General features: G+C 72.7%; 15 protein-coding genes, 1 tRNA gene and 1 other RNA gene. 6 read left to right on the top strand and 11 right to left on the bottom strand.

The window, feature by feature from the left end:
* Positions 1-28: 28 nt before the first annotated feature.
* An RNA gene (ffs, locus tag ACH0A8_RS02685) (signal recognition particle sRNA small type) lies at positions 29-125 on the bottom strand.
* Positions 126-161: 36 nt separating this feature from the next.
* On the opposite strand from ffs, the gene ACH0A8_RS02680 reads away from it, so the two are divergent.
* Positions 162-836: an SDR family oxidoreductase gene (locus ACH0A8_RS02680; protein ID WP_066655180.1), complete on the top strand. Its 675-nt coding sequence runs from the start codon at positions 162-164 to the stop codon at positions 834-836.
* Positions 837-1,049: 213 nt separating this feature from the next.
* Here the strand turns inward: ACH0A8_RS02680 and ACH0A8_RS02675 are convergent, their stop codons facing one another.
* On the bottom strand, positions 1,050-2,246 hold the full coding sequence (locus ACH0A8_RS02675) for an acetate/propionate family kinase (RefSeq protein ID WP_406906402.1): 1,197 nt from the start codon (positions 2,244-2,246) through the stop codon (positions 1,050-1,052).
* Positions 2,247-2,321: 75 nt separating this feature from the next.
* Complete coding sequence (gene pta, locus ACH0A8_RS02670) at positions 2,322-4,430, bottom strand: phosphate acetyltransferase (RefSeq protein ID WP_209685079.1); 2,109 nt, start codon at positions 4,428-4,430, stop codon at positions 2,322-2,324.
* Between the two features lie 122 nt (positions 4,431-4,552).
* Here pta and ACH0A8_RS02665 point away from each other — a divergent pair.
* Together ACH0A8_RS02665 and ACH0A8_RS02660 are read left to right on the top strand one after the other, a co-directional pair.
* Positions 4,553-4,640 (top strand) — tRNA-Ser (locus ACH0A8_RS02665).
* Between the two features lie 346 nt (positions 4,641-4,986).
* Positions 4,987-5,631 (top strand): hypothetical protein, encoded by a 645-nt coding sequence (locus tag ACH0A8_RS02660; RefSeq protein ID WP_066655187.1) that lies wholly within the window; start codon positions 4,987-4,989, stop codon positions 5,629-5,631.
* A gap of 40 nt (positions 5,632-5,671) precedes the next feature.
* On the opposite strand, the gene ACH0A8_RS02655 is transcribed toward ACH0A8_RS02660, so the two are convergent.
* On the bottom strand, positions 5,672-7,663 hold the full coding sequence (locus ACH0A8_RS02655; RefSeq protein WP_406906400.1) for a helicase HerA-like domain-containing protein: 1,992 nt from the start codon (positions 7,661-7,663) through the stop codon (positions 5,672-5,674).
* Positions 7,664-7,731: 68 nt separating this feature from the next.
* Entirely contained in the window at positions 7,732-8,988 is a 1,257-nt protein-coding gene (locus ACH0A8_RS02650; RefSeq protein WP_200884101.1) for a multidrug effflux MFS transporter, read from the bottom strand.
* Between the two features lie 283 nt (positions 8,989-9,271).
* On the opposite strand from ACH0A8_RS02650, the gene ACH0A8_RS02645 reads away from it, so the two are divergent.
* The gene (locus ACH0A8_RS02645) at positions 9,272-9,853 is read left to right on the top strand and encodes a TetR/AcrR family transcriptional regulator (RefSeq protein WP_251154626.1); all 582 of its coding nucleotides are present in this window, start codon (positions 9,272-9,274) and stop codon (positions 9,851-9,853) included.
* A gap of 87 nt (positions 9,854-9,940) precedes the next feature.
* Here ACH0A8_RS02645 and ACH0A8_RS02640 read toward each other — a convergent pair whose 3' ends face one another.
* From ACH0A8_RS02640 to ACH0A8_RS02620, 5 genes are all read right to left on the bottom strand, one after another.
* On the bottom strand, positions 9,941-10,510 hold the full coding sequence (locus tag ACH0A8_RS02640) for a substrate-binding domain-containing protein (RefSeq protein ID WP_311206189.1): 570 nt from the start codon (positions 10,508-10,510) through the stop codon (positions 9,941-9,943).
* A 47-nt stretch (positions 10,511-10,557) separates the two neighbouring features.
* Entirely contained in the window at positions 10,558-11,943 is a 1,386-nt protein-coding gene (locus ACH0A8_RS02635; protein WP_406906398.1) for an MFS transporter, read from the bottom strand.
* A 117-nt stretch (positions 11,944-12,060) separates the two neighbouring features.
* Positions 12,061-13,206: a cystathionine gamma-synthase gene (locus ACH0A8_RS02630; RefSeq protein WP_066655198.1), complete on the bottom strand. Its 1,146-nt coding sequence runs from the start codon at positions 13,204-13,206 to the stop codon at positions 12,061-12,063.
* Positions 13,207-13,301: 95 nt separating this feature from the next.
* Positions 13,302-14,666: a cystathionine beta-synthase gene (locus tag ACH0A8_RS02625; protein WP_209685071.1), complete on the bottom strand. Its 1,365-nt coding sequence runs from the start codon at positions 14,664-14,666 to the stop codon at positions 13,302-13,304.
* Between the two features lie 10 nt (positions 14,667-14,676).
* Positions 14,677-16,578, bottom strand: a complete 1,902-nt coding sequence (locus tag ACH0A8_RS02620; protein WP_406906520.1) for an ABC transporter ATP-binding protein — start codon at positions 16,576-16,578, stop codon at positions 14,677-14,679.
* 127 nt (positions 16,579-16,705) lie between these two features.
* Here ACH0A8_RS02620 and ACH0A8_RS02615 point away from each other — a divergent pair, with 127 nt between their 5' ends.
* Positions 16,706-18,130: an APC family permease gene (locus ACH0A8_RS02615; RefSeq protein WP_209685069.1), complete on the top strand. Its 1,425-nt coding sequence runs from the start codon at positions 16,706-16,708 to the stop codon at positions 18,128-18,130.
* Between the two features lie 216 nt (positions 18,131-18,346).
* Complete coding sequence (locus ACH0A8_RS02610; RefSeq protein WP_406906395.1) at positions 18,347-19,270, top strand: hypothetical protein; 924 nt, start codon at positions 18,347-18,349, stop codon at positions 19,268-19,270.
* A 194-nt stretch (positions 19,271-19,464) separates the two neighbouring features.
* Here ACH0A8_RS02610 and rplL read toward each other — a convergent pair whose 3' ends face one another.
* A complete protein-coding gene (rplL, locus tag ACH0A8_RS02605; protein WP_066655204.1) occupies positions 19,465-19,848 on the bottom strand; it encodes a 50S ribosomal protein L7/L12 in 384 nt (127 codons plus the stop codon).

Genomic DNA, 19,848 nt, shown 5'->3' with positions numbered 1-19,848 from the left:
CACGCACGGGACGGCACAGCCCCGGAACGAAGAAGACTCCTCACGCACCCGCCAGAGCCCGGTTACCCTTGCTGCGTTTCCGCCCTGGGGGAGTTGGCCTGGATGGCGTCACGTGAGGAGCCTCCGGAAGTCTACCGGATGCTCCGGGCAGTATCGGACACATGAAGATCGCCATCGCCGGAGGACACGGCCAGATCGCACTGCTCCTCGCCCGCCTGATCACCGACGCGGGCCACGACGCCGTCGCGATCATCCGCAACCCTGCCCACGTGACCGACGTCGAGCAGCAGGGCGCGACGGCCCTGGTCGTCGACCTGGAGCAGGTGGACGACGACGAGCTGGCGCTGCGCCTCCGTGGCGTCGACGCCGTGGTCTTCGCCGCGGGTGCCGGGCCGAACAGCGGCGCCGACCGCAAGGAATCCGTCGACCGCGACGCGGCGATCACCCTGGCGGACGCGGCGGAGCGGATCGGGATCCAGCGGTACGTGATGGTGTCGGCGATGGGTGCCGACGCCTACGACCGCGAGCGTGCCGTGGTCCCTGCCCGGACGGAGGCGGACGTCTTCCAGGTGTACCTCCGGGCGAAGTCGGAGGCCGATGCGAACATCCGGATGCGGAACCTGGCCTGGACGATCATCCGGCCTGGAGCACTGCTCGACACCCCGCCGCAGGGCACGGTGCACGTCGGCCGGACGGTCCCCCGCGGGTCGATCCCCCGTGCGGACGTCGCCGCCCTCGTCCTGCACGCACTGCTCGACGACACCGCCGTCGGGGTGCAGTTCGAGGTGACGAGCGGCAACACCCCGATCCCGGCCGCCCTCCACGCCCTGAGCTGACGCGGGCGGGACGCTGGCGTCAGCTCGAGACGCCGGCGTCAGCGCGAGACGCCGTCCACCGAGCGAGACGCCGTCGGAAGTGGCGGCGTCTCGACGAAGTGGCGGCGTCTCGAGTGGCTGGCGGCGCCTCGACGACGGCGCAGCACCAGGCGCAGGCCCAGGCACCGCGGCACGCCGCACCAGGCGCCCCGCCGCGCCACCAGCCCGACGGCCCTACAGCGCGACCGCCGCCGACTGCCGGGCGATCTCGAGCTCCTCGTTCGTCGGCACGACGAGCACCGCGACCCGCGACGCGTCGGTCGAGATCAGCCGGGCCTCCTTCGAGTGCAGCTCGTTCCGGTCGGCGTCGACCTCGATGCCCAGGTGCTCGAGCCCGGCGAGCACGCGCCGCCGCAGCAGCGCGTTGTTCTCCCCCACCCCGGCGGTGAACACGACGGCGTCCAGCCCGCCGAGCTGCGCCGTGTAGGCCCCGACGTAGCGGCGGATCCGGTGCCGGTACACGGCGAGCGCCGCCTCGGCCTCGTCGTCGCCACCGAGCGCCGCGTCCTGCACGTCGCGCATGTCGCCGTTGCCGGTGAGGCCGAGCAGCCCGGACTGCTTGTTGAGCATCGTGTCGAGGTCGTCGAAGGACATGCCGGCCTCGCGGTGCAGGTGGATGAGCACCGCCGGGTCGAGGTCGCCGGAGCGTGTGCCCATCACGAGGCCCTCGAGCGGCGTGAGCCCCATCGACGTCTCGATCGACCGCCCGCCGTCGATCGCCGCGACCGACGCCCCGTTGCCGAGGTGCAGCACGATCGTCTTCAGCGCGGCCAGCGGGCGGCCGAGGAACTCCGCGGTCTGCTCGGACACGTACTTGTGGCTCGTCCCGTGCATGCCGTACCGGCGGATCCGGTACCGCTCGGCGAGGTCGGCCGGGATCGCGTACGTGTAGGCGTGCGGCGGCATGGTCTGGTGGAACGCGGTGTCGAAGACGGCGACGTGCGGCACGTCCGAGAACACCTGCTTCGCCGCGCGGATGCCCTCGAGGTTCGCGGGGTTGTGCAGCGGCGCGAGGCTGTTCAGGTCCTCGATCTGCTGCTCGACCTCGTCGGTGACGACGCTGGCCGCGTCGAAGGTGGTCCCCCCGTGCACGACGCGGTGTCCGACGACCGCCGGCGGGTGCTCGTCGAACGACGGCCCGACCTTGGCGAAGGCGTCGATCATCGCCTGGAAGCCGGCCGCGTGGTCGGGCACGGACGCCGCGTCGTTCGACGACGACTCCCCCGTCAGCGCGTTGGTGTGCTTCCACGCCCCCGACGACTCCCCGATGCGCTCGACGAGCCCGGAGGCGAGCGTGCGCTCGCCCTCGAGCTCGATGAGCTGGTACTTGAACGAACTCGATCCGGAGTTGACGACGAGGGCTGCGGTCACGGTGGGGTGCCTTTCTCGGGACGGTCTGGAGGCGCGGTGCGGGCGGGTGGGCTGGTCGCGGTCGGCGATGGTCGGTCAGGCCGCGTCGGTCGCGGTGCCGGCCTGGATGGCCGTGATGGCGACCGTGTTCACGATGTCGCTGACGAGCGCACCGCGGGACAGGTCGTTGATCGGCTTGCGCAGGCCCTGGAGGACGGGTCCGATCGCGACCGCACCAGCCGAGCGCTGCACGGCCTTGTAGGTGTTGTTGCCGGTGTTGAGGTCGGGGAAGATGAACACCGTCGCCCGGCCCGCCACGGGCGAGTCCGGCATCTTCGTGCGGGCGACCGTCGGATCGGCGGCGGCGTCGTACTGGATGGGTCCCTCGACGAGCAGGTCCGGGCGGCGCTCCCGGACGAAGGCCGTCCCGGCGCGCACCTTGTCGACGTCCGCACCGGTGCCGCTGTCGCCGGTCGAGTAGCTCAGCATCGCGACGCGCGGGTCGATGCCGAACTGCGTGGCCGTCTCCGCCGACGAGATCGCGATGTCGGCGAGCTGCTCGCTGCTCGGGTCGGGGATGACCGCGCAGTCACCGTAGACGAGCACGCGGTCGGCGAGCGCCATGAGGAACACGCTCGAGACGATCGAGGTGTCCGGCCGGGTCTTGATGATTTCGAAGGACGGTCGGATGGTGTGCGCGGTGGTGTGCTTCGCCCCGGACACCATGCCGTCGGCGAGTCCGAGCTGCACCATGAGCGTGCCGAAGTAGGACACGTCGGTGACGGTGTCGCGCGCGAGCTCCATCGACATGCCCTTGTGCGCTCGGAGCCGCGTGTACTCCTCGGCGAAGCGCTCGCGCAGCTCGGGGTCGAACGGGCTGACGAGCTGCGCACCGTCGAGGTCGAGGCCGAGCTCGGTGGCGCGTGCCCGGATCGACGTCGGCTCGCCGAGGATCGTGAGCTCGCACACCTGTCGCGCGAGCAGCGTCGACGCCGCGTGCAGGATGCGGTCGTCGTCGCCCTCGGGCAGCACGATCCGCTTGCCGTACCCACGCGCGCGGTCGAGCAGCCCGTGCTCGAACATGAGCGGCGTGACGACCCCGGACGGGGTGAGCTGCAGGCGGTCGCGCAGTGCGTCGGCGTCGACGTGCTGCTCGAAGAGCGCCAGTGCCAGGTCGGCCTTGCGGGGTGAGTCCGCGGCGAGGCGCCCCCGGGTGTGGGTGATGCGGAGCGCGGTGTCGTACGTGCCGAGGTCGTTCCGGGCGATCGGCAGCGAGCTCGACAGGCCCTCGAGCAGCCGGGTGATCTGCGGCGAGGTCTCGAACCCGCCGTTGAGGATCACGCCCGCCAGGCTCGGGAAGGTCTCGGACTGGTTCGCGAGCACGGTCGCGAGGAGCACGTCACTGCGGTCCCCCGGCACGACGACGATCCCGCCCTCGATGAGCCGCGGCAGCACGTTCTCCATGCTCATGCCGGCGACCACCGTGCCGAGGGCCTCCCGGTCGAGCAGCGCCTCGTCACCGCGGACGAGCGTGGCGCCCGTCGCCTCGAGCAGGGCGCGCACCGTCGGCGCCACGAGCACCCGGTCCTCCGGGATGGCCCACACGGGGGTGTCCGGGTGGTCGTCGCGCACGGCGTGCTCCACGCTCTGGACGATCGCGGCCAGGGCGTCCGGGTCCGCACGGTTCACGACGACGCCGAGCAGCTGGGCGTGCGCCGCCCGGAGTTCGCTCGTGGTGACGTCCGCGACCTGCGCCATCGCCTCGGGCGTGCGGACGCCACGCTCCGAGGAGTCCCGACCGCCGAGCACGAGCAGCACGGGCGCGCCGAGGTTCGCCGCGACCTTGGCGTTGAACGACAGCTCGGTCGGGCTGCCGACGTCGGTGTAGTCGGACCCGAGCACCACGACGGCGTCGCACTGCCGCTCGACCTGGGCGAACCGGTTCAGGATCGTGCCGAGGGCGGCGTCCGGGTCGGCGTGCACGTCGTCGTACGTCACGCCGACGGCCTCGTCGTAGGAGAGCCCCACCGCGCTGTGCTGCAGCAGGAGCTCGAGCACGTAGTCCGGCTCGGCCACCGACCGTGCGACAGGTCGGAACACGCCGACGCGTCCGACGGAGCGTGCGAGGGTCTCGAGGACACCGAGCGCGACGGTGCTCTTGCCCGTGTGTCCTTCTGCTGACGTGATGTAGATGCGGGTCGACACCCCTCCAGGCTAGTCGCGGGCACACCGTGCGCTCTGGGAGCCGACGGGGCCGTGGACGGACGTGGTCGTGACCACCCCCGCGAACCTGTACCATGGGGTGTCGTCACCGCGAGGTGGCACGAGGAGAATTCGCCTAGTGGCCTATGGCGCACGCTTGGAAAGCGTGTTGGGTGCAAGCCCTCGGGGGTTCGAATCCCCCATTCTCCGCCAGCAGTACCGAAGGGCGCGTCCAGCAGGACGCGCCCTTCGTCGTTCCCGGGTGGCGCACGTCCCCGTCGGCACGGCTCCCGACCGGCACGGCTCCCGACCGGCGCGGCCCCGGCTGCGGCCCGTGGAGTCCCCCACTCGCGGGACACGATCGCACCCCGCTCGGCCCGTCCTGGCCGGGAAACGCCCAACGGGGGTGGAACGGGCTGTCCTCCGCCCCCGCTTCGCCCTATCCTGTGCAGACGGACGACCCCGGGACGGGTCGGACACGGTGCAGCGGGCGGCAGGGGCGTCGCCCGCGGGGTGGCAGATCGGCCTGCCCGTGCGCCCGAGGGGTGAGGAGACCCAGGTGGGGGAAGCGACGGTGTCAGCTGCCGGGCGTCTGCGGACGCCGGTCCACGACGTGGTCCTCCGCCCGCGGCGCTCCCTCGTCCGGTCGACCGTCCTCAGCGTGGTCTGCTCCGCCGTCCCCCTCGCCGTCGCGCTCGTCTGGGCCTCGCTGCCGGAGCGCTGGTGGGTCCTCGTCGCCGGGCTCGTCGTCGCCGTCGCCGTGCTGGTCGTGGTCCTCTTCGTCCGACTCGGTCAGGCCTTCCTCGGCATCGACGCCGACGTCGTCGCCCTGAACGCGGTCCTCACCCCGAACCGTCGCATCGCCCGCGAGCGGATCGACCGGCTGGTCGTCACCCCGACGTACGGCGCGTCGCCCGACCGCACCACGCGTGAGCTCCTCGCGTTCGACGCCGACGGCACGCACCTCTTCCGGCTGCGCGGCGACGTCTGGGGCGACGACGCCCTCGACCGCGTGGTCGAGGTGCTGGGCGTGCCGGTCGAGCACGAGCGCCGACCGGTCCACGTCCGCGAGGCCACCCGCCGCTGGCCCACGAGCCGCACCTGGTACGAGCGCCGCGGGGGCGTGCTCGCGGTGGGCGCGGCGACCGCGTGCATCGTCGCCGGCCTGCTCGCCGTCGAGACCGTCGGCCTCCTGACCCGCTGAGACCGGCCGGGGCGACGCGCGGCACCGCGCCGGCAGCAGTTCAGCGGCGGCGGCGGAGCGTCGAGAAGATGCCCCGGACGACCTCCTTCGCGATGGTCTGCCCGAGGCCGTTCCCGAGCAGTCCGCCGAGCGGGTCGTCCGCAGTGCGCCCGGCCGAGCGCGACGTCCGTGTCGACGTCGATCGCGACCGGCGACCCGCCGCTGCCCGCTCCGCGCGTTCGAACTCGCGTTGCGTCCGCTCGTACTCCGCCTGTGCGGCCTTCTGCTCGCGCTCGTCCCGCGCAGCCTGCGCGGCCGCCTCCTTCGCCGCCGCGGTGGCGGCGCGGGCAGCCTCCTGCTCGGCGTCCGCCTGCGCCTGCGCTGCGGCGGCGTCCGCGGCGGCGGACTCCATGCGGGCGGCCAGGAGCTCACGCGCCGACTCGGGGTCGACGGTGGTGCCGTACCGGGCGAGGAGCGGGGACGAGGCGACCAGCGCCTCCAGGACGTCCGACGGCAGCGCGTCCATCGATCCCTGCGGCGCGCGCAGACGGGTCCACGCCACCGGCGTGGGTGCGCCGTCCTCGTTCATCACCGTCACGACCGCCTCGCCGGTCGCCAGCGAGGTCAGGACCTCCCCCAGGTCGTAGTCACTCGTCGGGTACGTCGACACGGTCGCCCGCAGTGCCTTCGCGTCGTCCGGCGTGTGGGCACGGAGCTGGTGCTGCACCCGCGAGCCGAGCTGTGCGAGCACGTCGTCGGGCAGGTCCTTCGGCGTCTGCGTGACGAACACGATGCCGACACCCTTCGAACGGATGAGCCGCACGGAGCGGACGACCTGCTCGCGGAAGTCCTTCGACGACCCCGAGAAGAGCAGGTGTGCCTCGTCGAAGAAGAACACGAGCGCCGGCCGGTCGGTGTCGCCGACCTCGGGGAGTTCGTTGAACAGGTCGGCGAGCAGCCACATCAGGAACGTCGAGAACACCTCGGGCCGGTCCTGCACGCCCGGCACCTCGAGCAGGCTCACGATCCCGCGGCCGTCCGGGGCGGTGCGCAGGAACGCACGGGTGTCGATCTCGGGTGCCCCGAAGAAGCGGTCCGCACCCTGGTCGGCGAAGGTCACCAGCTCGCGCAGGATCACACCGGCGGTCTGCTTCGACAACCCGCCGAGCTCCGCGAGCTCCGCCTTGCCCTGGTCGCTCACCAGGTGGGTCAGCACGGCGCGCAGGTCCGACAGGTCGACGAGCGGCAGTCCGGCGCGTTCGGCGTGGTGGAACACCAGCCCGAGCGAGGACTCCTGCGTCGCGTTGAGGCCGAGCACCTTGGCCAGCAGGAGCGGGCCGAACCCGGAGACGGTCGCCCGGATCGGCACACCGGTGCCCTGCCCGCCGAGGGAGTAGAACTCCACCGCACTCGCGACGCCGCGCCAGTCCTGACCGATCGCCTCGGTGCGGGCGAGGAGCTTCTCGTCCGGCTGCCCGGCCACGGCGAGTCCGGACAGGTCGCCCTTGACGTCGGCCGCGAACACCGGGACGCCGTTCGCGGCGATCTGCTCCGCGAGCAACTGGAGCGTGCGGGTCTTGCCCGTGCCGGTGGCACCGGCCACGAGGCCGTGCCGGTTGAGCATGCCGAGCGGGATCCGGACCTGGACGTCGGGCAGCGGGCGGCCGTTGACGAGGGCACCGAGCTCCAGGGCGGTGCCCTCGACGGCGTACCCGGTGCGGATCGCGTCGACGGCCTCCGGCCCGAGGGGGCCGGACTGCGGTGCGCTCGGCGGTGTGGTCGACGCGATCGTCGCCTCCGGCGTGGTGGTCGCGTCGAGCGGCGCGCGGCCGGGAGGCTCGGTGGCCGTCCCCGGCGTCGTCCCGCGTGCGGCCGTGCTCGCGTCGGGCGCCCCGGTCGCCTCCGGTACCGCGCTCGCGTCGGCCGCGCGGCTGAGCGCCGCCGCGAGCTCCTCGGCCCGACGAGCCGCCTCGTCCGCCAGCCGCCGTGCCTCCTCGGCCGCCGCCTGCGCCGCTGCTGCCGCTGCCCGTGCCTGCTCCACCGCGTCGGTCATGTCCGCAGCCTACGGACGCGTCGACCCTCCGGTCCGCTCGTCGTGACGACGTCCGGCTGTGCGACGTGTCAGTGCGAGAGCGCCGGCACGGTCCGCGGCCGGACGACCACCCAGAGCACGACGACGGCGACCGCCGCCGTGCATGCCATCACGCTCGCCATGGGTGTCGCCGCGGTGATGCCGAGCCACCCGACGATCGGCGAGACGAGCCCGGCGACCCCGAAGTTCAGTGCGCCGAGGAGCGACGCGGCGGTGCCGGCCTCCTTCCCGTGCGCGGCGAGACCGATCACCTGGACGAGCGGGAACGTGAACCCGCAGGCCGCGATGAAGAACCACAGCGGTACGAGGACCCCGACCAGGCCCGCACCGAGCTGGTCGAGCACGACGATCGCGACGGCGGACACGAACAGCGTCGCCGTCGAGCAGGCGAGGATCCACTGCGGGCCGACCCGCTGCGCCAGGCGCGAGGACACCTGCACGCCGACGACGACGCCGATCGAGTTCACGGCGAAGAGCAGGCCGTACTGCTGCGCGTCGAGGCCGTAGACCGTCTGGAACAGGAACGGCGACGCCGACAGGTACGAGAAGAGCCCGCTGAAGACCATCGCCCCGATGAGCGCGACGCCGACGAAGATCCGGTCGGAGAGCAGGGCCTTGTAGCGCTGCCCGATCGTCGAGTGGCCGGCCTCCTTCCGCCGAGCCGGCGGCAGGGTCTCGACGATGAGCAGGGACGACGCGATGACGACGGCCGCGCCGTAGCACGCGAGGAACACGAAGACGCCGCGCCAGCTGACGAACTGCAGCATCTGCGAGCCGATCAGCGGCGCGAGGATCGGTGCGAGGCCGTTCACCATCGCCAGGCGCGAGAGCATCCGGACGAGGGGCTTGCCGCCGAACAGGTCGCGCACGGTGGCCATCGCGACGACACCGCCGGCCGCGGCCCCCATGCCCTGCAGGACGCGGAAGAGCGCGAGCACCTCGACGTTCGGCGCGAGCGCTGCGCCGACCGACGCCGCGACGTGCACCGAGGTGGCGATGATGAGCGGCAGACGCCGGCCGACCTTGTCGCTCCAGGGCCCGACGAGCAGCTGCCCGACCGCGAACCCGAGCGTGGTCGCGGTGAGCGTGAGCTGCACCGCACCCTCGCTGATGCCGAACTCGCGCTCGAGCGACGGGAACGCCGGCAGGTACAGGTCGATGGTGAACGGCCCGAGCGCGGTGAGCGCGCCGAGCACGAAGACGTAGACGAGGCGCTGCCGCCGGGTGAGCGAGTCACCGGGGTGCAGCACGACGCGGAGCGAACCGGTGGTTGCGGGCGCGGTCACGAGCGGTCCTTCACAGGGGGTCGGGTGCAGGAGAGACGGGATCGGGGCCGGTCGCCGTCGACGTGGTGGACGTCAGGACCGACCGAGCAGGACCGGGGCGGATCGACTCGAATCGATTCGGCCCCGGAACCATCCTACGGGCTGCGTGAGCGCTCTCGCGACGCCCCGACCGCAACGCGCCCGTCACACTGCGCTCCTCGTCCAGTCCGCGCGGTCGCCGTGCGGTAACGTCGGACTGCTCGACAGCCGCCTCGTGCGGACGGAACGAAGAGGGGGTGGTGTCGTGGTCGACGCCCGGATCGTGCACACCACGGCAGCACTGCGCGAGGCGGTCCTCCGACTCGCAGCCGACCGCCCGGTCTCCGCCATCACGGTCGCCGACGTCACGCGCGCAGCCGGCATCAACCGCGCCACGTTCTACTCGCACGCCGTCTCCCCCGGATCGCTCCTGGCCGACGTGCTGACGCCCGAGCTCGACCGCATCCGCGAGGAGGACGTCGAGGCCCGCCGGGCCGCCTCTGCCCGTGGGGCCGGCGAGGACGAGCTCGCCGCCATCACGCGCCGGGGCATCGACGCCGTCGTCGAGCACGTCGTGGCCCACCGCGACATCTACGCCCGCGGGTTGCCGGACACCGAGGACGCCTCCCTCCACCGCCTGCTGGTGCAGCACTTCACGGTGTCGAGCGCGCAGCACATCCGCGAACTCGACCCCGCGTCACGCCCGCCCCTGCTCGACGACGTCGCAGCCGGGTTCGTGGCGCAGGGCTTCGTCGGCGCGATCGAGGCGTGGCTGGCCGGACCCCGACGCTCCCGGAGGTCCCTGGTCGAGACGATCACCCTGTCGTTCCCGGCCTGGTGGCACTGAGCCGAGCCGGCACACGGCCCCGCTCCCGAGCCCGGCCCCTCGCCCGGTCACGCTGATCGCGACGGTCCGCCGGCCCGGGTCCCGACGTCAGTCCCCGGCGCCGCTGCGCCCGCGGCGGTCCCCCGTGTCCGGCTGCTCGCCGCGCTGCAGCGACCGGACGACCTCGACCGCCGCCCGGGCGGTCGTCCCGGCATCCGCTGCCGCCGGCACGCGGTGGTCGGCGGAGACACCGTCACCGCCGGTCCCGCTCGCCGGGACCGACGCGCCGACCGACACCACGACCACACCGGCGTCGTGCGCCGTCTGCACCGCCTCCGCGAGCGCGTCGGCGTCGACGGCGTGCACGAGCAGCGCCTTCGCTCCCGCGCGGACGAGCGTGTCGACGGCACGGGCCTGCTCGGCCGCGGCACCGGAGGACGGCACCACCCGGACGTCCGGCGAGAACCCGGCACGGTCGAGCCCGCGCTCGAGGTCCGCGGCGAGCGCGTCGTCCCCGGGCGCGAGCACCGCGCCGACCACGGCGTCGTCGGCGAACCCGCCGTCGGAGCTGGTGAGGTCGGTGCTGCGGACCGGGGTCGGCGCAGCGGTCGTCGGCCCCTGGCACCCGGTCAGGGCGAGGGACGCCGCCACGAGGACGGCGACGACGACGGTGCGCACCCGGTGACCTCCGCTCGATCCGGTGCCCCACGCTACCGCGGGACGGGTCACTCGGCGCCGGGGGTCGGCGGTGCGGGCACGGGACCGAGGCGCCGGACCGCGACGATCCCGACGAGTGCGATCGCGGTCATCGCGACGAAGACGAGCGGGAACGACCAGTCGCCGTCGGCTCCCCCGCTGCCGACGAAGAGCAGGCCCGTGACGGCGAGGCCGACCACGCTGCCCGAGGCGTCGGCGATCGTCAGGGCCGAGCTCGCGAACCCGTCGTCGCCCTCGCCCGAGAAGCGGAGCGTCAGCATCGACAGCCGCGGGTACATCGCGCCCATGCCCGCGCCGCCGACGAACCACCCGGCCACGAGCAGCCACCACGGCAACCCCCACACCGCGACGGCGAGCGCGACGAGCAGGCTGACGAGGACGAGCGTGAGTCCGGCGCCGAAGGTCCGCGCCGCGGTGAGCCGCTGCTCCCCGAGCCGACCGTGCAGCCAGCTCGCCCCGGCCCAGCTCAGGGCGGCCACGGTGAGCGCGAGCCCCGCCGCCGAGGCGCTGAGGCCGTGCCGTGCCTGCAGCAGGAAGGGCACGTAGGCCTCGCTGCCGAAGAACGCCGCCGCGACCAGGCCGCGCAACAGCACCACGGACGGCAGGCCCGCGGCCGCCCGGAAGGTCCCGGCCGGCAGGAGGGGCCGCAGCGCCGCCCAGGCGCCGACGACGCCGATGACGACGGCCACGACCCGTGCCCACGGACCGAGGTCCGGCGCGACGTTGAGCAGCAGGATCGCGAGCGCCGCCGCGACCGACCACGCGATGCGCCCCGCCTGCCACGGGGGTCGGCGCTCGACCGGCGGCGCGTGCAGGCGTGCCAGCGTCGGGACGAGGAGGGCGAACGCGACGACCGCGATGACGAGGGCGCCGGCGAAGACCCAGTGCCACCCCCACACCTCCGTCACGACCCCGGCGAGCGCCGGGCCGACGAGTGCCGGGACGACCCAGGCCGCGGCGAACCCGGCGAAGACCGGACCGTGCAGCTCGGCGGGGAAGATGCGGGCGACGAGCACGTAGAGCACGACGTCGATCGCACCGGCTCCGAAGCCCTCGACCAGGCGACCGGCCAGGAAGACCTCCATCGTCGGCGCGGTCATCACGACGGCCGTCCCGACGGCGAAGAAGAGCGCCGACACCCAGGCGACGACGCGGCCGCCCGCGCGGTCCGTCCAGGTCCCCGCGAGCACCATCCCGGGCACGCCGGCGGCGAGCGGGGCCGCGAACGCGAGCGCGTAGAGCGTCTGCCCGTCGAGGTCGCGGCTGATCTCCGGCATCACCGTCGTCATCGCGAGGTTCTGGAACGCTGCCACCCCGACGATGGCGACCATCCCCAGGGTCGCGAGCGCGTAGCGCCCGCTGAGGATCCCCGACCTCGTCGCCACACTGCTCACCGGGCCAGCCTAGGGGCGCGCACCGACGATCCGTCAGGTCCTGATGACGGACGGGAGGCTCCCCACCGGTCCGGTGGGGAGCCTCCCGTCCGTCACGTCTGCGTCAGCAGGCCGCGGTCACCGGGACAGTGCCTGCAGCACGTCCGCGACCAGGTCGCCCTGGTCCTCGATGCCGACCGACAGGCGGACGACGTTCTCCGGGACGGCGAGCTCGGTGCCCTTGACCGACGCGTGCGTCATCTCGCTCGGGTACCCGATGAGCGACTCGACGCCGCCCAGGGACTCCGCGAGCGTGAAGACCTCGGTGGACTCGACGAAGCGCTTCGCCGCCTCGGGTCCGCCGGACAGGGCGACGGAGAGCATGCCGCCGAAGCCGCGCATCTGCTTCGCGGCGACCTCGTGTCCGGGGTGGTCGGCGAGACCGGGGTAGTACACCCGCTCGACGCCGGGCGCCGAGACGAGCGCCTCCGCCACGGCCTGCGCGTTCGACGAGTGCCGCTCCATACGGACCGGCAGCGTCTTGATCCCCCGGGTCGTCAGGAAGGCGTCGAACGGCGACGCGATCGCGCCCGCGCCGAACTGCAGGAAACCGACCTGGTCCGCGAACTCGCGGTCCCGCAGGACGACCGCGCCGCCGACGACGTCGGAGTGCCCGCCGAGGTACTTCGTGGTCGAGTACGACACGGCGTCGGCGCCGAGCGACAGCGGCTGCTGCAGGTACGGCGACGCGAACGTGTTGTCGACGACGACCAGGGCGCCTGCGGCGTGACCGACCTCGGAGAGGAGCGCGATGTCCGCGATCTTCATGAGCGGGTTGGTCGGGGTCTCCACCCACAGCACCGTCTTCGCCGGGGCGCCCTCGAGCGCTGCACGGACCCGGTCGACGTCGCTCATGTCGACGACCACGAGCTCCACGCCCCACGGCACGTGCAGGCGGTTCACCAGACGGTGCGTCCCGCCGTACACGTCGTTGCCCATCACGACGCGGGCGCCGGGCTCGAGGTACGCGCGGAGCAGGGCGTCCTCGGCCGCCAGGCCCGATGCGAACGAGTACGCCGCGACGCCGCCGTCGAGGTCGGCGAGCAGGGTCTGCAGCGCGTCGCGCGTGGGGTTGCCGCCGCGGGAGTACTCGTAGCCGTTCCGCATGTTCCCGACGCCGTCCTGCACGTAGGTGCTCGTGACGTGGATGGGCGGGATGACGGCACCGGTCGTGGCGTCGGGGTCCTGGCCGGCGTGGACGGCGCGGGTGGCGAACTCGGTCATGCGCTGGGGTTCCTCGTGGGGTCGGGGTGGGGTCGGTGCGGGCGGGCGCTCGGTGTCGGTGCTGGCGGGCGCTCGGTGTGGGCGAGCGCCCGGGGTCACTCGGAGAGCGACGTGAGCAGGTCGTGCCGGGTCAGGACGGTGACGGGCTTGCCGTCGTCGACGACGAGCAGCGCGTCGACCGTCTCGAGCGCCCGGCGGGCTGCGGACAGCGATTCACCGATGCCGATGAGGGGCAGTGGGTCACCGACGAAGCCGCTCACCGCGTCGGTCATCGCGGCGGTGCCCGTGAAGACCTGCTCGAGCAGGTCCTTCTCGGCGACCGCACCGACGACCTCGCCGATCACGACGGGCGGTTCGGCGCTCAGCACGGGCATCTGCGAGACGCCGTACGTGGACATGATCTCCACCACGTCGCGCACGGTGTCGGACGGGTGTGCGTGCACGAGGTCGGGCAGTCGGCCGTCCTTGCCGGCGACGACGGAGCCGACCGTGCGGGCGTCGTCGGTCTCGGCGAAGCCGTAGGAGCGCATCCACCGATCGTTGAAGATCTTGCCGAGGTAGCCACGGCCGCCGTCGGGCAGCAGCACCACGACCACGTCGTCCTCGGTCAGGTCGCGTGCGGCCCGCAGCGCCGCGACGACGGCCATGCCGCTCGACCCGCCGACGAGCAGCCCTTCCTCGCGCGCCAGCCGTCGGGTCATCGCGAAGGACTCGGCGTCGGTGACGGCGAGGATCTCGTCGGGGACGCCGGCGTCGTACGCGCCGGGCCAGAAGTCCTCGCCGACGCCCTCGACCAGGTACGGCCGACCGGTGCCGCCCGAGTAGACGGAGCCCTCGGGGTCGGCGCCGACGATCCGGACGCGTCCGTCGGAGGCCTCCTTCAGGAAGCGGCCGGTGCCCGAGATGGTGCCACCGGTGCCGACGCCGGCGACGAAGTGCGTGAGCCGACCGTCGGTGTCGCGCCAGATCTCCGGACCGGTCGTCTCGTAGTGGCTCCGGGGACCGTTCGGGTTCGCGTACTGGTTCGGCTTGTAGGCGCCGGGGATCTCCCGCACCAGGCGGTCGGACACCGAGTAGTAGGACTCGGGGTGCTCCGGCGGGACCGCCGTCGGCGTCACGACGATCTCGGCGCCGTAGGCCGTGAGCACGTTGCGCTTGTCCTCGCCGACCTTGTCCGGCAGCACGAAGACACAGCGGTACCCGCGCTGCTGGGCGACGAGCGCGAGGCCGACACCGGTGTTGCCGGAGGTCGGCTCGACGATGGTGCCGCCGGGTCGCAGCTCGCCGGAGGCCTCGGCCGCGTCGATGATCCGCGTGGCGATGCGGTCCTTCGACGAGCCGCCCGGGTTGAGGTACTCCACCTTCACCAGGACGGTCGCCCGGATCCCCTCGGTGACACGGTTCAATCGGACGAGCGGGGTGTCACCGACCAGGTCGACGACGGAGTTCGCGTAACGCACGCGGCCGAGTCTAGGTGGCCGGCTCGGCCGTCGGCTGGGTTGCGACGAACGATGTCGACGTCTGGTCCTGCTGGTGGAACAGCGAGGCGTAGACACCGCCGCGCGCGAGCAGTTCGTCGTGGTCGCCCCGCTCGACGATCCGCCCGTGGTCGAGCACGAAGATGACGTCGGCCTCGCGGATCGTGGACAACCGGTGCGCGATGGCGATGGTGGTGCGCCCGGCTGCCGCGGTGTCGAGCGCGGTCTGCACGACGTGCTCGGAGATCGAGTCGAGCGCGCTCGTGGCCTCGTCGAGCACCAGGACGGGTGGGTCCTTCAGCAGCACGCGGGCGATGGCGATGCGCTGCTTCTCGCCGCCGGACAGTCGGTAGCCCCGCTCCCCCACGACGGTGTCGTACCCGTCCGGGAACGAGGCGATGGTCTCGTGGATGTTCGCCGCGCGTGCGGCGCGCTCGAGCTCCTCGTCGGTCGCGTCCGGCTTCGCGTACCGCAGGTTGTCGCCGATGGAGGCGTGGAACAGGTACGTCTCCTGGCTCACGATGCCGGCGTGGCGCATCAGGTCCTCGTGCTCCAGGTCGCGCACGTCGGCTCCGGCGAAGCGCACGGTGCCCGAGGACGCCTCGTACAGTCGTGGCACCAGGTACGAGATGGTCGTCTTCCCCGCACCCGACGGCCCGACGAACGCGGCGAACTGCCCGGGCTCGAGCTCGAACGAGACCCCGCGGAGCGTCGGCTTGTCCGGTTCGCCGTCCGGGTAGGTGAAGGAGACGTCCTCGAACGCGACGTGCCCCACGCGCGACGCGTCGACACGCTGCGCGTCGGGGGCGTCGGTGATCGCCGGGCGCAGGTCGAAGTACTCGAAGATCCGCGCGAACAGCGCGCCGGACGTCTGCAGGTCGAGCACGACGCGGAGCAGTCCGACGGTCGGGAAGAGCAGGCGCGACTGCACCGTGGTGAACGCGACGATCGTGCCGGCCGTGATCGGGACGTCGCCGACGATCAGGAGGGCCGCGACCACGTAAATGACCGCGGGGATGATCGACAGGAAGACCTGGACGATGGCGAAGAACCACTGCCCGGACATCTGCTGCCGGACCTGCAGCTGGATCTGGTTGCGGTTCTCGTCCCCGTAGCGCCGGGTCTCGCTGCGCTGCTGGGTGAAGCTCTTGGCGAGCAGGATGCCGGAGACGCTCAGGGCCTCCTGGGTGATCGCGGTCATGTCCGACAGCGACTCCTGCGTCTGCGCGGCGATCCGGGCGCGGACCTGGCCGACCCGGCGCTGGGCGATGACGAGCAGCGGCAGGAGCACGACCGCCACCAGGGTCATCTGCCAGCTGAGCAGCAGCATCGCCACGACCGCCGCGATGACCGTGACGGTGTTGCCGAGCACCGACGAGATCGTGTTGTTGAGGACGCTCGCGACGCCGCCGACGTCGTTCTGCAGGCGCGACTGGATCACGCCCGTCTTCGTCCTCGTGAAGAACGCGAGCTCCATCCGCTGCAGGTGCTCGAACAACCGCATGCGCATGGCGCCCATGACCTCGTTGCCCACCGTCGCCGTCAGGTACGTCTGCCAGATCCCGACGCCGGCGCTCGCGATCCAGAGCGCGATCATCGCGCCGACGAGCTCGAGGAGCACGGGCAGGTCCGGGCGACCCGAGGGCGGGAAGAGCCCCCGGTCGAACGCCTGCTGGGTGAGGAGCGGCGGGATCACCGAGAGTGCCGCACCGACGAGCACGAGCACGACGGTCACCACGATCGCGCGGCGGTGCGGCACGAACAGCCCCGCGATGCGCCGGAGCAGGTGCGGGATCCGTGGCGCCTCGGCGTTGGCGGCCCGCTGCGCGGCGGCGTCGCCGCTCGAGATCCGCCCGCCACCGCGGGGCCCACCCCCGCGCATCCCGTGGCCCATGCTCATGGCACCAACGTATCCCCGGCGGCGGACACGGGCGGCGGGCTCCGCCGTGGGCGTATTTGACCCCGTTCAGGGGCCGTGCGACCATCGTCCGTCCCCTTCCCCGCGCCGATCACGAGGTCCCATGACGTCCGCGCCCTCCCGCCCCACGTCCCTCCGTCACCAGCTCGCTCGCCGGAAGCCGATCGAGCAGCTGCAGGCCGAGGCCGCGGCGGGCGTCGACGGCGAGCCGCTCCGCCGCTCGCTCGGCGTCTGGCACCTGACGATGATCAGCGTCGGGGCGACGCTCGGCACCGGCATCCTCGTCGTGCTCGGGACGGCCGTGCCGCTCGCCGGTCCGGCCGTCTGGATCTCGTTCGTGCTCGCGGGCGTGGCCGCACTGCTCTCCGCGCTGTCGTACGCCGAGATGGCCGGCGCCGTGCCGACCTCGGGGTCGAGCTACTCGTACACCTACGCCACGATGGGCGAGGGCATCGCGTGGGTCTGCGGCTGGTGCCTCGTGCTCGAGTACGCGGTCTCGGTCGCCGCGGTCGCGGTCGGCGCCAGCGAGTACGTCGACGAAACCCTGCGCGTCTTCGGGCTGCACCTGCCGGCCGCGATCGCCGCTCCCCCCGGCGACGGTGGTGTGGTGAACCTGCCGGCGGCGGTGCTCGTCCTCCTCGCGATGGCCGTGCTGCTGCCCGGTGCCCGCGAGAGCGCCTGGGTGAACACGCTCATGGTCGTGGTGAAGATCGCCCTGCTCGTGTTCTTCGTGGTCGTCGCGTTCACGGCCTTCTCGTCCCAGAACTTCGCGCCCCTCGCGCCGATGGGGGCCGCCGGTGTGACCGCCGCCGCGTCGCGGTTGTTCTTCTCGTACATCGGCTTCGACGCCGCATCGACCGCCGGCGAGGAGGCGAAGGACCCCCGCCGCGACCTGCCCCGCGCGATCATCGGGTCCATCGTGATCGTCACGACGCTGTACATCCTGGTCGCGATCGCCGCGATCGGTGCCCGCCCGTGGACGTCGTTCTCGTCCGACGAGGCCTCGCTCGTCCGCATCGTGGTCGACGTCACCGGGCAGCCGGTCGTCGCGCTCGTCTTCTCGATCGGTGCGGTGATCGCCATCGCGAGCGTGGTGCTCACGGTGCTCTACGGCCAGACCCGCATCCTGCTGACCATGGCGCGCGACGGCATGGTGCCGCCGGTGTTCGGTCGGGTCTCGCCCCGGACGGGCACCCCCGTGCCGAACACGCTCATCGTGGGTGTGGTCGTCGCCGTCGGCGCAGCGCTCGTCCCCCTCGGCGAGCTGGCCGACGCGACGAGCATCGGCACCCTGGTGGCCTTCGCCCTCGTCAACGTCTCCGTGATCGTGCTCCGACGCACCCGCCCGGAGCTCGAGCGGTCGTACCGGGTCCCGCTGTTCCCGGTCGTCCCGGTCCTCGGCACGCTCTGCTGCGTGCTCCTCGCGGTCTTCCTCGGCGCCGGCACCTGGATCGCGTTCGGCCTGTGGATGCTCGCCGGCGCGGTGCTCTACCTGGCCTACGGCCGCCGCCGCAGCACCCTGCGCTGACGCGCCCGCGCCCGCGCCGGCCTGCGCCCGCGCCCGCCCGCGCCCGCGCCCGCGCCCCGAGACTCGGCTCCGCGGACACTTTCGCACCCGATCACCCACGAACGTGTCCGCAGGAGCGAGTCTCACGCTGCATCCACACGTCGCCACGAACGCAGCAGGACCCACAGATCGCCTCCCGCGCCGCTTGTTCCGCAGTGGGAGCCCGACAGTGGAGGTGTGCGACACCACCGAGAACGACCCACCCTGCTGCGCGCCGACGGTGACGACTCACGCGCGCGGACCCTCCGCCGGCAGCACCGCGCTGGCCTCCTCGTCCGGCTCCGCGCCGGCACGTACCTGCCTCGCACGTCCTGGGTCGAGCTCGATGAAGCCGACCGGCACCTCGTCCGCATCTGGGCGGTCGCGCCGGCCGTACCCACCGGAGCTGCGTTCTCGCACGTGTCCGCCGCACTCGTGCACGGCTGGCCCCTGGTCGGCCCGGCACCCGAGCGCGTCCACGTGACGGTACCGGGGGCCGAGCGCACCGTCCACCGGGCCGGCCTCGTCCTCCACGCGTCCGGTGGCACGCAGGTGCGCCTGGCCCCGGCTCGCCTCGACGGCGTCCCGGTCACGGACCTGGTGACCACGGCATCGACGGTCGCGACCTCGCTGCCCGTGCACGTGGCTGCCGTGGCGATCGACGGGGCGGTGCGCGCCGGTGCGCTGACGCCGTCCGAGCTCGCCACGGCACTCCCGGCCGGCCCTGCGCGCGGATCTCGACGAGCGCAGACCGTGCTGCGGGCGCTCGACGCTCGGCACGAGACCGTCGGTGAGTCCTACACGGCCGCCCGGCTGGTCGAGAGCGGCATCGACCGGGTGGTACCGCAGCACGAGTTCCGCCACGACCACGTCGTCGACCGCGTCGACTTCTGGCTCCCGGACAGCGGGATGGTCATCGAGTTCGACGGGAAGGTGAAGTACACCGACCCGACGATGCTCGCGGGCAGGGACCCGGGTGAGGTCGCCTGGGCGGAGAAGCGCCGGGAGGACCGACTCCGGCAGCGGAGCGAGGTGCGGACCGTCATCCGCGTGACGTGGTGGCACCTGGAACGACTGGATCGTTTCCAGGGCCTCCTCCGGGCGCACGGGCTGGTGCTGTGAGACGAGACTCGGTCCCGCGGACAACTTCGCGGCAGGTGAACCACGAATGTGTCCGCGAGGCCGAGTCTCGCGAAGCGGACCGCCGGACCGCCGGACCGCCGGACCGCCGGACCGCCGGGCCGGCAGCGCCCCGCGCACGACGAAGGCCGCCGCCCCGAGGGGCAGCGGCCTTCGCGAAGAGCAGTACGCAGTACTTACGCGAGCTCGATCGTGGCGCCGGCGGCCTCGAGGGCCTCCTTCGCCTTGTCGGCCGTCTCCTTGTTGACACCCTCGAGGATCTTGGCGTCGGCGGTCTCGACGAGCGCCTTGGCCTCGCCCAGGCCGAGCGACGTGAGGCCACGGACCTCCTTGATGACCTGGATCTTCTTGTCACCGGCCGACTTGAGCACGACGTCGAACTCGGTCTTCTCCTCGACCTCCTCGGCGGGGGCAGCAGCGCCACCGGCCGCGGCGACCGCGACGGGGGCAGCAGCGGTGACCTCGAAGACCTCCTCGAACTTCTTCACGAAGTCCGAGAGCTCGATGAGCGTGAGCTCCTTGAAGGCCTCGATGAGCTCGTCCTGCGAAAGCTTCGCCAT

This window comes from Curtobacterium sp. 179-B 9B NHS (assembly GCF_045370965.1).
Lineage (GTDB): Bacteria > Actinomycetota > Actinomycetes > Actinomycetales > Microbacteriaceae > Curtobacterium.
The sequence above is the reverse complement of the archived record's forward strand: the minus strand, read 5'-3'. Positions and strand labels throughout refer to the sequence as shown.

Excerpts from the sequence above, each read along its gene's own strand:
- ACH0A8_RS02615 (WP_209685069.1), top strand. The coding sequence starts at position 16,706 with ATGACGTCCGCGCCCTCCCGCCCCACGTCCCTCCGTCACCAGCTCGCT.
- ACH0A8_RS02655 (WP_406906400.1), bottom strand. The coding sequence starts at position 7,663 with ATGACCGACGCGGTGGAGCAGGCACGGGCAGCGGCAGCAGCGGCGCAG.
- ACH0A8_RS02620 (WP_406906520.1), bottom strand. The coding sequence starts at position 16,578 with ATGGGCCACGGGATGCGCGGGGGTGGGCCCCGCGGTGGCGGGCGGATC.
- ACH0A8_RS02630 (WP_066655198.1), bottom strand. The coding sequence starts at position 13,206 with ATGACCGAGTTCGCCACCCGCGCCGTCCACGCCGGCCAGGACCCCGAC.
- rplL (WP_066655204.1), bottom strand. The coding sequence starts at position 19,848 with ATGGCGAAGCTTTCGCAGGACGAGCTCATCGAGGCCTTCAAGGAGCTC.
- ACH0A8_RS02680 (WP_066655180.1), top strand. The coding sequence starts at position 162 with ATGAAGATCGCCATCGCCGGAGGACACGGCCAGATCGCACTGCTCCTC.